Source organism: Burkholderia humptydooensis, assembly GCF_001513745.1.
GTDB lineage: Bacteria > Pseudomonadota > Gammaproteobacteria > Burkholderiales > Burkholderiaceae > Burkholderia > Burkholderia humptydooensis.
Genome location: NZ_CP013380.1, coordinates 1,679,930 through 1,694,507 on the forward strand (window position 1 = coordinate 1,679,930; position 14,578 = coordinate 1,694,507).

Annotated in this window: 12 protein-coding genes; 3 read left to right on the forward strand and 9 right to left on the reverse strand. The window is 67.9% G+C overall.

The genetic code is table 11. The features are described 5' to 3' along the window. The first annotated feature begins 84 nt into the window (after positions 1-84). Positions 85-1,497 carry an 8-oxoguanine deaminase gene (locus AQ610_RS07710; RefSeq protein WP_006026118.1) on the forward strand — a complete coding sequence of 471 codons (1,413 nt, stop codon included), beginning with the start codon at positions 85-87 and terminating at the stop codon, positions 1,495-1,497. Positions 1,498-1,589: 92 nt separating this feature from the next. On the opposite strand, the gene AQ610_RS07715 is transcribed toward AQ610_RS07710, so the two are convergent. Together AQ610_RS07715 and AQ610_RS07720 are read right to left on the reverse strand one after the other, a co-directional pair. Continuing rightward, positions 1,590-2,519, reverse strand: a complete 930-nt coding sequence (locus AQ610_RS07715; RefSeq protein WP_006026119.1) for a LysR substrate-binding domain-containing protein — start codon at positions 2,517-2,519, stop codon at positions 1,590-1,592. A 508-nt stretch (positions 2,520-3,027) separates the two neighbouring features. After that, complete coding sequence (locus AQ610_RS07720; RefSeq protein ID WP_009912804.1) at positions 3,028-3,237, reverse strand: dodecin; 210 nt, start codon at positions 3,235-3,237, stop codon at positions 3,028-3,030. Between the two features lie 90 nt (positions 3,238-3,327). On the opposite strand from AQ610_RS07720, the gene AQ610_RS07725 reads away from it, so the two are divergent. Further along, on the forward strand, positions 3,328-4,266 hold the full coding sequence (locus AQ610_RS07725) for an NAD(P)-dependent oxidoreductase (RefSeq protein ID WP_043282428.1): 939 nt from the start codon (positions 3,328-3,330) through the stop codon (positions 4,264-4,266). A gap of 155 nt (positions 4,267-4,421) precedes the next feature. Here AQ610_RS07725 and AQ610_RS07730 read toward each other — a convergent pair whose 3' ends face one another. The 4 genes from AQ610_RS07730 to AQ610_RS07745 form a co-directional block, all read right to left on the reverse strand. Beyond that, positions 4,422-4,865 carry a hypothetical protein gene (locus AQ610_RS07730; RefSeq protein WP_004191671.1) on the reverse strand — a complete coding sequence of 148 codons (444 nt, stop codon included), beginning with the start codon at positions 4,863-4,865 and terminating at the stop codon, positions 4,422-4,424. 367 nt (positions 4,866-5,232) lie between these two features. After that, complete coding sequence (mscL, locus tag AQ610_RS07735) at positions 5,233-5,664, reverse strand: large conductance mechanosensitive channel protein MscL (RefSeq protein WP_004192898.1); 432 nt, start codon at positions 5,662-5,664, stop codon at positions 5,233-5,235. A gap of 185 nt (positions 5,665-5,849) precedes the next feature. Further along, positions 5,850-7,076 carry a tetratricopeptide repeat protein gene (locus AQ610_RS07740; RefSeq protein WP_006026122.1) on the reverse strand — a complete coding sequence of 409 codons (1,227 nt, stop codon included), beginning with the start codon at positions 7,074-7,076 and terminating at the stop codon, positions 5,850-5,852. A gap of 112 nt (positions 7,077-7,188) precedes the next feature. Beyond that, positions 7,189-7,869, reverse strand: a complete 681-nt coding sequence (locus tag AQ610_RS07745) for a PspA/IM30 family protein (protein WP_006026123.1) — start codon at positions 7,867-7,869, stop codon at positions 7,189-7,191. A gap of 515 nt (positions 7,870-8,384) precedes the next feature. Here AQ610_RS07745 and AQ610_RS07750 point away from each other — a divergent pair. After that, on the forward strand, positions 8,385-10,907 hold the full coding sequence (locus AQ610_RS07750; RefSeq protein WP_043282505.1) for a penicillin-binding protein 1A: 2,523 nt from the start codon (positions 8,385-8,387) through the stop codon (positions 10,905-10,907). A gap of 208 nt (positions 10,908-11,115) precedes the next feature. On the opposite strand, the gene AQ610_RS07755 is transcribed toward AQ610_RS07750, so the two are convergent. The 3 genes from AQ610_RS07755 to argE form a co-directional block, all read right to left on the reverse strand. Further along, positions 11,116-11,565 carry a DUF3574 domain-containing protein gene (locus AQ610_RS07755; RefSeq protein WP_015601734.1) on the reverse strand — a complete coding sequence of 150 codons (450 nt, stop codon included), beginning with the start codon at positions 11,563-11,565 and terminating at the stop codon, positions 11,116-11,118. Between the two features lie 465 nt (positions 11,566-12,030). Further along, entirely contained in the window at positions 12,031-13,062 is a 1,032-nt protein-coding gene (locus tag AQ610_RS07760; RefSeq protein WP_009912791.1) for a threonine/serine dehydratase family protein, read from the reverse strand. Between the two features lie 67 nt (positions 13,063-13,129). Beyond that, complete coding sequence (gene argE, locus AQ610_RS07765; protein ID WP_006026127.1) at positions 13,130-14,347, reverse strand: acetylornithine deacetylase; 1,218 nt, start codon at positions 14,345-14,347, stop codon at positions 13,130-13,132. Positions 14,348-14,578: the final 231 nt, after the last annotated feature.

Genomic DNA, 14,578 nt, shown 5'->3' on the forward strand with positions numbered 1-14,578 from the left:
CGTGCCGAGCGTCGCGTTCGAGCGTTCGGACATTCGAGCAGCGAGGCCGCTTCGGTGGCGCAACGACACGGAGATCGAACGACGATGGAACGACACCCGAGCGCGCGCGCCGGCGCGCAGTCCCTTTCCCAAAATCGGCCGAGGACGCTCGCCGTCAGGCACGCCGACGTGCTCGTGACGATGGACGGCGCGCGCCGCGAGCTGCGCGATGCGGGCCTCTATGTCGAGGACAACCGGATCGTCGCGGTCGGCCCGAGCGCCGAGCTGCCCGCGCACGCGGACGAAGTGCTTGATCTGCGCGGCCATCTCGTGATCCCGGGGCTCGTCAACACGCATCATCATATGTATCAGAGCCTCACGCGCGCGATTCCCGCCGCGCAGAACGCCGAGCTGTTCGGCTGGCTCACGAGCCTGTACCGGGTCTGGGCGCATCTGACGCCGGAGATGATCGAGGTATCGGCGCTGACCGCGATGGCCGAGCTGCTGCTGTCCGGCTGCACGACGTCGAGCGATCATCTGTACATCTATCCGAACGGCAGCCGGCTCGACGACAGCATCGCGGCCGCGCAGCGCATCGGCATGCGCTTTCACGCGAGCCGCGGCAGCATGAGCGTCGGGCAGCGCGACGGCGGGCTGCCGCCCGACTCGGTCGTCGAGCGCGAGCCGGACATCCTGCGCGATACGCAGCGCGTGATCGAGACCTACCATGACGAAGGCCGCTACGCGATGCTGCGGGTCGTCGTCGCGCCGTGCTCGCCGTTCTCGGTGAGCCGGGGCCTGATGCGCGACGCGGCGGCGCTCGCGCGCGCGTACCGCGTGTCGCTGCACACGCACCTTGCGGAGAATGTGAACGATGTCGTGTACAGCCGCGAGAAGTTCGGGATGACGCCCGCCGAATATGCGGAGGATCTCGGCTGGCTCGGGCGCGACGTGTGGCATGCGCACTGCGTGCAGCTCGACGAGCCGGGCATCGCGCGCTTCGCGCGCACCGGCACGGGCGTTGCGCATTGTCCGTGCTCGAACATGCGGCTCGCGTCCGGGATCGCGCCCGTGCGGCGGATGCGGCTTGCGGGCGTGCCGGTCGGACTCGGCGTCGACGGCTCCGCGTCGAACGACGGCGCGCAGATGGTCGCCGAGATGCGGCAGGCGCTGCTGCTGCAGCGCGTCGGATTCGGCCCCGACGCGATGACCGCGCGCGATGCGCTCGAGATCGCGACGCTCGGCGGCGCGCGCGTGCTGAACCGCGACGACATCGGCGCGCTCGCGCCCGGCATGGCGGCGGATTTCGTCGCGTTCGACTTGCGCACACCGCAGTTCGCGGGCGCGTTGCACGATCCCGTCGCGGCGCTCGTGTTCTGCGCGCCGTCGCAGGCGGCGTACAGCGTCGTCAACGGACGCGTCGTCGTGCGGGAAGGGCGGCTGTCGACGCTCGAGATCGAGCCGCTCGTCGAGCGACACAACGCGCTTGCGCGGGCGCTTGGCGAGGCGGCGCGCTGAGCGGCACGGCTTGCGCGTCGGCCGATCGCGTCGCCGACATCGCCGCCGACGGCGTGACGCGCATCAAGCGCCGTGACCCGCGCCGCGCGTTCTTACACCTCGATCAGCGTGCGGGTCGCCTCGGCGACGAGACCGCGCAGCCAGCGCACCTCGTCCGAGTAGTGGCAGCGCTCATGCCAGAGCTGGTAATACTGCATCGGCGGGAAATCGAGCGGCGCGGGCACGACCGACAGCGGCAGGAACTTCGCGTAGTGATCGGCGAAGAGCCGCGTCGTCGTGAAGATCAGATCCGACTTCACGAGCACGTAAGGCGCGAGATTGAAGTACGGCAGCGTGACGACGACGTGGCGCTTCAGGCGCTCGCGCGCGAGATGGACGTCGATCGCGCCGCGCTGCCCGACCGAGTACGGCGTCGGCGCGAGATGCGGCGCGTTCAGGTATTGGTCGAGCGTGAGGCCGCCGCGCTTGGCGAACGGATGCGTGTTACTCATCAGGCAGACGATCTCGTCGACGAACAGGTTCGACAGGTGCAATTGCTCGGGCGGCTCCGGCCAGTTGCCGACGACGATGTCGAGCTTGCCGTCCTCGAGCGCGAGCTCGTAGTCGAACGCGGGGCCGAGCGAATGGAACTCGAGCGTCGCGTTCGGCGCGGCCTGGCGGAAGCGCTCGACGACGGTCGGCACGAACAGCACGTTCAGATAGTCCGGGCAGCCGATCCGGTAGCAGCGGATCGACGTCGCCGGATCGAAGTTGTGCTGCTGGAACTTGATCCGTTCGATTTCGCGCAGCGCGTTCTGCACGGGCTCGAGCAGGCGCAGGCCGTACTCGGTCGGCACCATCCCGGACTTGCCGCGCACGAGGAGCGGATCGCCCGTGATGTCGCGCAGGCGGCGCAGCGCGGCGCTGATCGCCGGTTGCGACTGGTTCAGCTTGACGGCCGCGCGCGTCACGCTGCGCTCCATCAGCAAAGTGTGCAGGACGCGCAATAGATACGTGTCGATCGCCTCGCGTTGCTGGCTCATGCTCTCTCCGTTTATATGTCCGGGCTGATCGATGGGGGCTGGGGGTATATGGTTTTTAATATGGACATAAAGGAGCGTCAAGCGTGACGCATTCGAATCGCCGCGCGCGGCGGGGGATGATCCGCGACGGGCGGGCGATGCGGACGCCGGCGGCGAGCTTGCGGTGCAACCGTGCGAAGGCGGCTGAAAAGGAGGTAAAGGGGACGGCAAGAAAGACGGTGAAACGAGCGGCGGGGCGAGTGACGAAAAAAGGAACGACATGTCGACGTGCAAAGGAGACCGAAACGGTAACGGCAGGTCGGCCCCATCGGTAGCGCCGAGCCGATGTCGCGCGATGCGTCAGGTATCATCGCGCGCCTGAGAGGCGGACCGGACGATACGCCGCCCGACGCACGTTCCGCGCGCGTCGCGGGGCGATCGTCGCGTCCCGCGCGAACGAGCGTTCCAAACGTTCGTTTGATGCCCGCGCGTCGCGCGCGGCGCAGCCGATCGGTCCCGCCGGGCCCGTTCAGTCCTCGATCCGCAATCCGACCTTCAGCGTCACTTGCCAGTGAATCACTTGATCGCCTTCGATGTGTCCGCGCGTGTCGGTGACTTCGAACCAGTGCAGATTGCGCACGGTCTTCGCCGCCTTGGCGATCGCGTTGCGAATCGCGTCGTCGCTCGACTGGCGCGACGAGCCGGTGAGTTCGAGCAGCTTGTAGACGTGGTCGTTCATGATGTTCTCCGGTGAGTCGTTCGACGTTCGGTTCAGCGGGCAAGACGCGCGCATCAGGCGTTCCCGCGCATGCCTTCTTGAGTGATAGGTATGATGGGCGGCAACTTCAATCGGTATTCGAACGAGAGGAAAGGGGAAGATGTGGACGTAGGATTCTGTGGGCCGGGGTTGATGGGCGCGCCGATGATCCGGCATCTGCTGTCGGCGGGCCATCGGGTGCACGTATGGAACCGCACGCGCGCGAAAGCCGACGCGCTCGCCGTGCACGGCGCGCAGGTCGTCGACACGCCGGCCGAACTCGCCGCGCGCGCGGAGACGGTGATGCTGTGCGTGCTCGATGCGCAAGCGGTCGGCGACGTCGTGTTCGGCGCATCCGGCGTGCTCGCGGGCGATGCCGCCGCGCGTCGCGCGCGGCGCATCGTCGATCATTCGAGCATTCCGCCCGCGGCGACGCGCGCGTATGCGGCGCGCGCGGCGGCGCTCGGCGCGAGCTGGGTCGACGCGCCGGTGTCGGGCGGCGTGCCGGGCGCGGAGGCGGGCACGCTCGCGGTGATGGCGGGCGGCCCGCAAGCGGATGTCGATGCGGTGCGCGCGCTGATCGGCGCTTACGCATCGCGCGTCACGCATCTCGGCGATGCGGGAGCGGGGCAGACGGCGAAGCTGTGCAATCAGGCGATCGTGACGGCGACCGTCACGGCGATCGCCGAAGCGGTGGGGCTCGCGCAGGCGAGCGGCATCGACGCGGCGCGCCTGGCCGAAGCGCTCGCGGGCGGCTGGGCGGATTCGGTGCTGCTGCAGACGTTCGTGCCGCGGATGACGGGCACGGGCCATCCGTCGATCGGCGCGCTGAGGACGTTTCAGAAGGATGTCGACGCAATCGCCGATGCGGCGCGCGATACGGGCGCGGTGATGCCTGTTGCGGCGGCCGTGCAGCAGGTGCTGCGGCTCGGCGCGGCGATGGGGCTTGCGCAAGCCGATTTCGCGGCGTTCATCGACATCGTGCGGCCGCAGGCGAAGCGAGGCGAGTGACGGGTGGATGTTTATGCGCTGGCGTCGCGGCGGCGCGTGCAGATCTCTCCGGCAACGCGCCGAAAGATACGCCGAAAAACGCGCATGCCGCCGCGCGACGGCGGCGTGAATGAAGAACGGGCCGTTTCAAACGGCCCGTTTCATGATGGCGAGAATTACAGCGAGCGAGGCGTGGTATCGCCGGCGTTCGGCTGTCCGATTCCGCTGCGCAGCCCGGCTTTCACGCCCGCACCAAATTCGGGCAGGATGCGCGCGCGGGCGCGGCTCGCGAACACGAGGAAGCCGAATCCGTTCGCCTCGTACCAGTAGCCGCCGTTTTCGAGCCCGTCGAGCGGCTGCTCGAGCGCATTGGCAATCGATTCGATGCAACGCTTGCGCAGCTCGGCGATCGCGGGATACGGCGGCTGCGCGCCGCGAACACTGCAGAGCAGGACGTCGAGGCCGGGCAGCACGTGCGCGTAGAGCACGGGCTCGTCCTGCGCGCGCGCGCGCGCGATCTTCGTGTCGAGCTGGGCGAACGGCTTCGCATGGCGCAGCACTGCGAGGAACGATTCCTGGCCGTCCGGTTGCGCGCGTCGGCGTTTTTTCGGGAAGGACATAAACACTCGCCTCAAAAACAATTGCAAGAAATGCGGCATCCTCATGCGACCCACTCCCGGCTATGCGCGCCGCATGTCGATCTTTTATAGCATACGAAAATGCCGGCTTCACGAAGTTCGCCGATGCGTTTTGCCGTGCGTCGACCGAACCGGGGAGAGCCTACGATCGCCAAAGCCAGCGCTTCTGCGCCTGCACTGTCGTTGAGTCTCCATCATAGACCCGGTAGCGCCGCGCGTGCGTCAGAACGTCGCAAAAAATGATGCGGGTATTCTCTGCCTTGCGCGCGCCGCACCGCCGGAAACCGTCCGGACGACGAAAAAAAGCCCGCGCGCGGCGGGCTTCGTGGCGATCGTGCGGCGCGTGCGTTCAGCGCTGCTTCAGCGAATCGCGAATCTCGCGCAGCAGCAGCACGTCTTCGGGCGTCGCGGCGGGCGCGGCTTCTTCCGGCTTGCGCAGCTTGTTGATGAACTTGACCATCAGGAAGATGATGAACGCGAGGATGATGAAGTTGATCAGCACGGTGATGAACGAGCCGTAGCCGAACGTGGCGACGCCCGCCGCCTGCAGATCCTTGAACGATTCCGGATTGCCCTTGAACGACGCGGGAATCTGGCCGAGCAGCACGAATTTGTTCGAGAAATCCAGGCCCCCCGTCAGCACGCCGATGACGGGCATGATGAGATCCTTCACCACCGAATCGACGATCTTCGAAAACGCTCCGCCGATGATCACGCCGATGGCGAGATCCATGACGTTGCCCTTGACGGCAAATTCCTTGAATTCCTTGATGATGCTCATGGGCGGCTTGCTCCTGTCGAAAGTGAATTGGCGCGTGGCGCAACGATTCGTTACGGCACATTGATGGCCGTCATCATAACGAACCCGATCCTTTATCGATAGTTCATCTGAAAAATCTTGACAAAGGGGCGCGCAAAAAAAAATGGGCCGTTTCCGGCCCATTCCGTCGTTTCCGCGGCGCATCGTCAACCGTTGCTGCTCCAATCGTCGCCACTGCTGCCGAGATCGACGCTTCCGCCGCCGTCCGAGCCGCCGCTGTCCCAACTGTCGCCCTGGCCGAAGTCGATGCCCGGATCGGCGCCTGCGCGGCGCCGCGCTTCGTCGTCGACGATCACTTCGCGCTCGATCACGCGGTCGCGGCCATGCGACATCGCCTGACCGAGCAGCACGCCCGTGAGCAAACCGCCCATGCCGCCGCCGAAGCCGCCGCCTTGCTGGATCACGACGGGCGGCTGCTGTTGCGGCTGCGGCGGATACGGCGAGCAGGGCGGCTGGCCTTGCGCGCCCGTCAACCGATCGGCCTCCTGAGCAAATACCGAGCCCGTTTGGCCGGGGGCGCCTGCTGCGGCCGCGGCCGCGTTCGGATCGGGGCGGCCCTCGACGCGCGCCTTCAGGCTCGCGAACTGCTTCTCCAGCTCGTCGAGCCGGTACGGCGGCACCGGGTTCTTGCCGTTCGACAGCGTTTCGACGAGCTCGCGCGCCTGCGCTTCGAGCGCCTCGATCTCGCCGTTGAGCGCGGCGGCGCCGGGCGCCGTCGACAGCCGCGCGTCGAGCTTGAGCGGGCGCACGTCGTTGAGGATGTCGGTTGCGCGCTTCAGTTGCGCGCGACGTTCGTCATCGGCGCGCTGATCGTCGGCCGAGCGCGCGCGGCGCAGCGTTCTGCGCAGCACGAGCACGATCGCGCCGATCAGCACCGCGAGGCCGATCCACATGCCCGCCGACGGACCGCGGTGCACGGGCGCGGCGGGTGCCGCGGCGAATTGCGATTGCGATTGGGATTGGGCCTGGGCCTGGGCCTGGGCCTGCGGCGCGGTGAGCATGCCGCCCGAGGTCGCCGAGCGCGACGTCTGCGCGGCCGCCACGCGGCGCGCATCGGCGCGCACGCGCGCTTCCGTCTGCGCGAAGCGTGACGGATCGGTGAAGCGCAGTTGCGGATCGAGCGACTTCGCGCGCTCGATCTGCGCGAGCGCGTCGGCAGGGCGGCCCTCGCGGTCGAGCACCTGGCCGTACAGATAGCGGGCGCGCGCGTTGTCCGGATATGCGTCGATCACCTGCGAGAGCTGCGCGTCGGCGCGCTGCCAGTTGCCTTGCGCGATCGACTGCTGGATTTGTTGCAGCGACGGCACTGCCGCGTTCGCGGCGGCCGACACGAGGAGTAGCGACAATCCGACGGCTGCGAGAAGCTTTTTCATGATCGGTTCGGGCGCTCGGCCCGTCTCCTTGCGGATGTTCGCGGCGCGGCGGCGGAGCGAAGCGAACGCGCCCGCCGCCGCGGCTGCGAAGCGCCGGCTGGCGGAGCCGCCGTTACTGCGCCGGCGTGTTCAGTTGCTTTTTCAGCGCTTCGAGGCGGTCCTCGACGGACGGCCCCTTGTTCAGCGCCGCGAGCTTGTCGTCGAGCGCGCGGCCGCTGTTCGTATCGGCCGAGTTCAGGCGCGCGTCCGAACGCGCGTTCGACAGCGCGACCTTGTCCTCGAGCTTCTGGAAGTCCTCGGACAGGTTCTTGCCGCCGATCCCGCCGAGCGCGGTGGCCGCGACGTCCTTCGCCTGCGCGATTTCCTGCTTCGCCTGCAGGATGTTCGAGCGCGCGTTCAGATCGTTGCGGCGCGCGCGCATGTCGGCGATCTGGCCTTTGAGCTTGTCGACCGACGGCTCGAGCGTCTCGAGCTCGCGGGCGAGCGCGTCGCGCTCGGCCTCGGCGTTCGCCTGCGCGGCGAGCGCTTCGCGCGCGAGGGCTTCGTCGCCCGATTGCAGCGCGCGCTTCGCGCCGTCCTCGTACTTCTTCGCGCGCTCGTCGGCGGCGTCGCGCTTGCTGCGTTGCGTCGCGACCTGCGCCTCGATCTCGATCAGCGAGTTTTCCGCGCGGCCGATGCTGTCGTCGAGCTCCCGCACGATCTGCCGCGCGTCGCGCGACGGGTCCTGCACCGAGTCCGCCGCGTCGTTCAGCAGACCTTTGATCGTGCGCGAAATAGAGTCGAAAAGCGACATGGATTCCTCCGTAAGTGATGAACGATGCGCGCATCGCGCATCGCGGGCGATGCCTCGCCGCGGTGCGAGGCGGCTCGCGTCGGCGGATATTACACCACCGGTTCGCTTAAACGCCGCTTAAACGCAGGCCCGGGCGGGCGGCGCGCATGCCGGCCGCCGCGACCGAACATATGGCCGGCGACGGCAATTTCCAGTGCGCCGCGCGCCATTTTTTTGCGCGTGCGCGCCTTTCAGAACGAAAGGAGGCGTCGCGCCGCGTTTCGCCTTCATCATAGGAGCGTTCGCGGCGCACGACGGTGCGCGGCGCAACGAACTGGGGGATTTTTTACAAAAAATCCTGAAGGGGGGCGATCGATTTCATTAAAATGCGCTGTCACGCTGCGGACCGGACAGCCGTATGGACCGACGCGCGCCGGGATCCGTCGACGTGATACGCTCCACGACGCTACGTCCATCGATTCCACGCACGCGCTCAGCGCGTGCACGAGGCGCGCCTCGTGCGCCGCCCATCCGACATGCCTATTATCAAACGACCGCCTTCCTCCCGCGCCACGAACGAGCACCATTATTCGCTACGACGCTCGCCTGCCGGCGCCTATTACACCGATGACGACGATGACGGCGACCGCGCGTCGCGCCGCACGAGCCGCGACAGCGGCTCGCGCACGTTCGGCTCGCGCGTCGCGTTGTGGTTCGTCGGGCTCTTCGCGACGCTGCTCGTCGTCGGCGCGCTGATCGTGGGCTACGCGCTCGTCGTGATGGGGCCGCAACTGCCTTCGCTCGACGCGCTCACGCACTACCAGCCGAAGGTGCCGCTGCGCGTGTACAGCGCGGACCACGTGCTGCTCGGCGAATTCGGCGAGGAGCGCCGCAGCCTCGTGCGCTTCGCGGACATCCCGGACGTGATGAAGAAGGCGGTGCTCGCGATCGAGGATTACCGCTTCTACGAGCACGGCGGCGTCGACTTCGTCGGCATTCTCCGCGCGGGCGTGGCCGATCTGCTGCACGGCGGCGCGCGGCAGGGCGCGAGCACGATCACGATGCAGGTCGCGCGCAATTTCTTCCTGTCGAGCGAGAAGACGTACACGCGCAAGATCTACGAGATGCTGCTCGCATACAAGATCGAGCGAGCGCTCACGAAGGATCAGATCCTCGAGCTGTACATGAACCAGATCTATCTGGGCCAGCGTGCTTACGGCTTCGCGGCCGCCGCGCGCGTGTACTTCGGCAAGGACCTGAAGGACATCACGCTCGCCGAGGCGGCGATGCTCGCGGGGCTGCCGAAGGCGCCGTCCGCGTATAACCCGGTCGTCAATCCGAAGCGCGCGAAGGTGCGCCAGGAGTACATCCTGAAGCGCATGCTCGAGATCGGCTACATCACGCAGCAGCAGTACGACCAGGCGGTGAAGGAGGAAATCCATGTGCGCACGCCGGGCAACCAGTACGCGGTGCACGGCGAATACGTAGCCGAAATGGTGCGGCAGATGATGTACGCGCAGTACAAGGACGAGACCTATACGCGCGGCTTCACCGTCACCACGACGATCAACGCGGCCGACCAGGAGGCCGCGTACCAGGCGGTGCGCCGCGGGATCATGGACTACGAGCGCCGCCACGGCTACCGCGGGCCGGAAGGCTTCGTCGCGCTGCCGCCCGCGGGCGACGAGCGCGACGAGGCGATCGACGATGCGCTCGCCGATCATCCGGACAACGGCGATCTGCAGTCGGCCGTCGTGCTCGCTGCGTCGCCCGCGGCGGTCGACGTGCAGTTCGTCGGCGGCGCGACCGCGACGATCAACGGCGCCGGGCTGCGCTTCGTGGCGGGCGCGTTGAGCGCGCGCGCGTCGGCCGCGCTGAAGATCAAGCCGGGCTCGATCGTGCGCGTGATGAAGGACGCGAAGAGCGCATGGCAGATCGCGCAGTTGCCGCAGGTCGAAGGCGCGCTCGTCGCGGTCGCGCCGCAGGACGGCGCGATCCGCTCGCTCGTGGGCGGCTTCGACTTCAACAAGAGCAAGTTCAACCACGTGACGCAGGCGTGGCGGCAGCCGGGCTCGTCGTTCAAGCCGTTCATCTATTCGGCGTCGCTCGAAAAGGGCCTCGGGCCCGCGACGATCATCAACGACGCGCCGCTCTATTTCCCGCCGAGCGTGCCGGGCGGCCAGCCGTGGGAGCCGAAGGACGACGATCAGCCGGACGGCCCGATGCCGATGCGCACCGCGCTGCAGCGCTCGAAGAACCTCGTGTCGATCCGGATTCTCGCGTCGATCGGCACGTCGTACGCGCAGGACTACGTAACGCAGCGCTTCGGCTTCGATCCCGCGAAGACGCCGCCGTATCTGCCGATGGCGCTCGGCGCGGGCCTCGTCACGCCGCTGCAGCTCGCGGCGGGCTATGCGGTGTTCGCGAACGGCGGCTACAAGGTCGATCCGTATCTGATCGCCGAAGTCGACGACGCGCGCGGCCAGGCGCTGCAAAAGGCGCAGCCGGTGGTCGCGGGCACGGGCGCGACGCGCACGATCGACGCGCGCAACGCATACGTGATGAACAGCCTGCTGCACACCGTCGCGACGGCGGGCACGGGCGCCGGCACGAACGCGCTCGGCCGCGGCGACCTGCAGGGCAAGACGGGTACGACGAACGACGCGAAGGACGGCTGGTTCGCCGGCTACCAGCAATCGCTCGTCGCCGTTGCGTGGATGGGCTTCGACCAGCCGAAGAGCCTCGGCAGCCGCGAATTCGGCGCGCAGCTCGCGCTGCCGATCTGGGTGAACTACATGCGCACCGCGCTTTCCGGCGTGCCCGAGCAGCAGATGGCGATGCCGGACGGGCTGACGACGATCGACGGCGAGCTGTATTACGCGGATCGCACGCCGGGCGCGGGCTTTGTCGCGAACGTCGACTTCAACCCTGCCGCGAGCCCCACCGTGAGCGCGAACGACGCGCTCGGCTCGGCGGGCGCCGCGGGCCTGACGCCGCCGCCTGTGACGCCGGAGGAGAAGCGGCAGATCATCGACATGTTCGAGGGCAACAAGCCTTGATCGAATGTCGATGCGTTGATCGCATCGCGAAGAAACGGGCGCTGGCGGCGCCCGTTTTTTTGCCGGCGCGGATTTGGCGGCGGCGATTGCCGATGGCGGCGCGGTGCCGTTGCGCCGGCGGGCGACGCGCTCGCCGGCAATATTCGGTCTGCTTCGACTTGGAGGGCGAATGACCGGCCGCCATGCAATGCATTCCGGAACGGGCCGATCAGAACGACGCGCAAACGCGCGCCAGCACGAGCCCGACCGATTGCTGATGAAACCGCTCGATGTACGCGCGGCGGATGGCGGCGAGGCTGTCGAGCGTCGCGGGCGAGTCGGGCGCGACGATACGGATCACGAAGCTTTTCTCGTGCACGACGCCGCCCGTTTCGCGATCGCGCCATTGGCCGCGCGTGTCCCACGTCGTGATCCCGTCGGGAAAGCGCGGCGTGACCGCGTCGGCGACGAAGCGCGCGCGCTCGGCGTCGGTGACGGGGCCGCGGCCGGCGATGTCGCGGCCGAACAGCAGGTCCGCCTGCAGTTCGCGCGTGCCGCCGGCTTGCGCGCAGCGCGCATCGCTTGACGCCGGCTGCGGCGACGTCGCGCAGCCCGGCAGCGCGGCGACGGCGGCGATCAGCGCGATGCCGCCGATCCATGTCGAATGAGTCACTCGCATCGTTGATCCTCGTCGAATGTCGTGTTTGATCGACCACGCGACCACGCGACCACGCGACCACGCGACCGTGCAAATGCGCGCCGCCGCATCCGGGAGCGCGACTGCAAAGCGCTGCGCGCTCAGGCACTTACGCAGTTGTCCGGCCGCTTATCAACAAGCCTGTCAACATAATCTGTGGAAAACGCGCCGCCCGGCCCGGCGCGCGGCCGACGCGATTCGATCGTGCAACGCTCCGCGCCGGCGCAGGCGAATCGAATCGGATCAAGCAGTTAGCGCCGCTGCCCCATGCTTATCAACAGCCCTTTCAACAAAAACTGGGGATAACCGCATCGCTTTGCACGCCCGCTGCGCGCACTATCGACGCATTTCGCGGCGCTCCCCGAAAACGTCGCGCGATCAACGCGTTAGCGCGCTTGTCCGCGGCTTTTCAACATGCTCTTCAACATGAACTGGGGATAACCGGCGTCACGGCCGCGCTGCCCGGTGCAGCCGCGCGTGCTCGAGATGCGTGGCGAGCGCCGTCGAATCGATATTGGTGCCCGACAGCAGCACGCCGACGCGCCTGCCCTGCAGCGGCTCGCGCAGCGGCCCGAGCAAGGCGGCTGTCGCGGCCGCGCAGGCGGGCTCGACCGCGACTTTCAGATGCGCGAACAGATAGAGCATCGCCGCGCGCAGCGCGTCGTCCGAGACGGTGACGATCCGGTCGACATGGCGGCGGCACAGCTCGTAGCTGTACTCCTCGGTGTGCGGCGCCATCAGCGAATCGGCGATCGTGTGCATCGCACCCATCCGGATCGGGTGATTCGCGGCGAAGCTGCGGCTCATCGCATCCGCGCCCTCCGGCTCGACGCCGTACACGTGCACGCGCGGATTCGCGAGCCGCAGCGCGGTCGACGTGCCCGCGGCGAGACCGCCGCCGCCGATCGGCACGATCACCGCATCGAGGTCGGGCGTCTGTGTCGCCCATTCGTAGCCGAGCGTCGCGGTGCCGAGAATCGTGTGATAGCCGTTGAACGGATGCACGAAGAAACGGCCTTCCTCGGCCTCGATTCGCCGGACGATCTCGAACGCCTCGGCGGGGCTCGACGCCATCACGACCTCCGCGCGGTACTGGCGGCAGAGCGCGATGCGCGCCGGGCTCGCGGTGTCGAACATCACGACCTTCGCGCTCATGCCGAGCCGCATCGCCGCATAGGCGACGGCCGCCGCGTGATTGCCCGCCGACACGCAGGTGACGCCCGCGCTCTTCCTGTCCGCGCCGAGCGCGAGCAGGTTCGTGAACGCGCCGCGCGCCTTGAAGCTGCCGCTCGCCTGCAGCAGCTCGAACTTGAAGTTCACGTGCGTGTTGTCGAGCGACGGCAGGTCCGCGCGCTCGAACACCGGCGTGCGCATGACCCACGGCGTGAGCGCGAAGTGTTGCGCGGCAATTTCGTCGAGCGTCGGAATCGGCTCGCCGTTGATCGTCAAATGAGCGGGGCGGTTGGGTGAAGTCGACATGTGCGTGCGCGTATCGATGAGGTGGCCGATCGGCCGGCCAAGACGAAGCTCGCCGCGGCGCGCGGACTCACGCGAGCGTCAGGCCCTGCACGAGCTTGCGCAGGAAGCGTTCGCACGACGCGAGCTGGTCGAGCTCGACGAACTCGTTCGGCTTGTGCGCCTGCTCGATGTAGCCGGGCCCGCAGATGACGCTCGGAATGCCCGCGCGCTGGAACAGGCCCGCCTCGGTGCCGTACGCGACCTTGCGCTTTTCCCGATCGGCGGTGAGCGTGCGCACGAGTTCCGTGACCGCCGCCTGTTCGACTGCGTCGAGGCCGGGCGCGGCGGCAACCTTCGTGAACTCGATCGCCGCGTTCGGATGCTCGCGGCGCATCCGCGGCAGCAGCGTGTCGCGCGCGTAGGCGTCGATGCGCGCGAAGATCGCATCGGGGTCGAGCGTCGGCAAATTGCGGAACTCGAACGAGAACTGGCATTCGGCGGGCACCGTGTTGACCGCGTTGCCGCCCTGGATGATGCTCGTCTGCGCGGTCGTGAACGGCACGTCGTACAGTTCGTCGAACGGGCCTTGCGCGCGGAATTCGTCGGCGAGATCGCGGATGTGGCAGATGAGCCGCGCCGCGTATTCGATCGCGTTCAGGCCCTTCGGCGTGAGCGACGAATGCGCGGCGTGGCCGCGCACGCAGCAGCGGTAGACGTTGATGCCCTTGTGCGCGATCACGGGGCGCATGCCGGTCGGCTCGCCGACGATGCAGCCGGCGGGCGCGACGCCGCGCGCCTTCAGATCGGCGAGCATCAGCGGTGCGCCGGCGCAGCCGATCTCCTCGTCGAACGACAGCGCGAAGTGGATCGGCTGCGCGAGCCTTGCCGCCTGCATCTCGGGCAGCAGCGCGAGCGCCGCGCCGATGAAGCCTTTCATGTCGCAGGTGCCGCGCCCGTAGAGCTTGCCGTCGCGCACTTCGGGCCTGAACGGATCGCTGTCCCATTGCTGCCCGTCGACGGGCACGACGTCGGTGTGGCCCGACAGCACGATGCCGCCGTTCGTCGCGCCGTCGTGCGCGGGGATCGTCGCGAACAGGTTCGCCCAGCCGTCGCGGGCGTCGTGCGTGAGCGTCGATTCGACGCCCGCCGCGGCGAGCGTGTCGCGGACCATTTCGATGAGGCCGAGATTCGGCACGCGGCTCGTCGTGTCGATCGATACGAGCCGCTCGACCCACGACAGGCTGATCGGTTCGGCTAGCGAGGTGGGCGAGGACGCGGACGGTGCCGTTGCGTCGGGAACGGACATGGCGGGGCTCCGGCAGATGGGCAGATGAATGCAAAGATCATACTCAAAAACGATACGGCCCGTCTTCGCGCGACGCTTTGCGGCGCAGCATCCGGCGCGTTCGCGCGGTGTGTGTGCTGGCATGTGTCGGCGGAGCGATCCGCATTGTCCTGCGAATCCGTGACGACGCTCCCGGCGGGCCTGTGGCCGGATACCGTCGGTGCGACGCGCTCGTCGACGCGCGACTAAGTT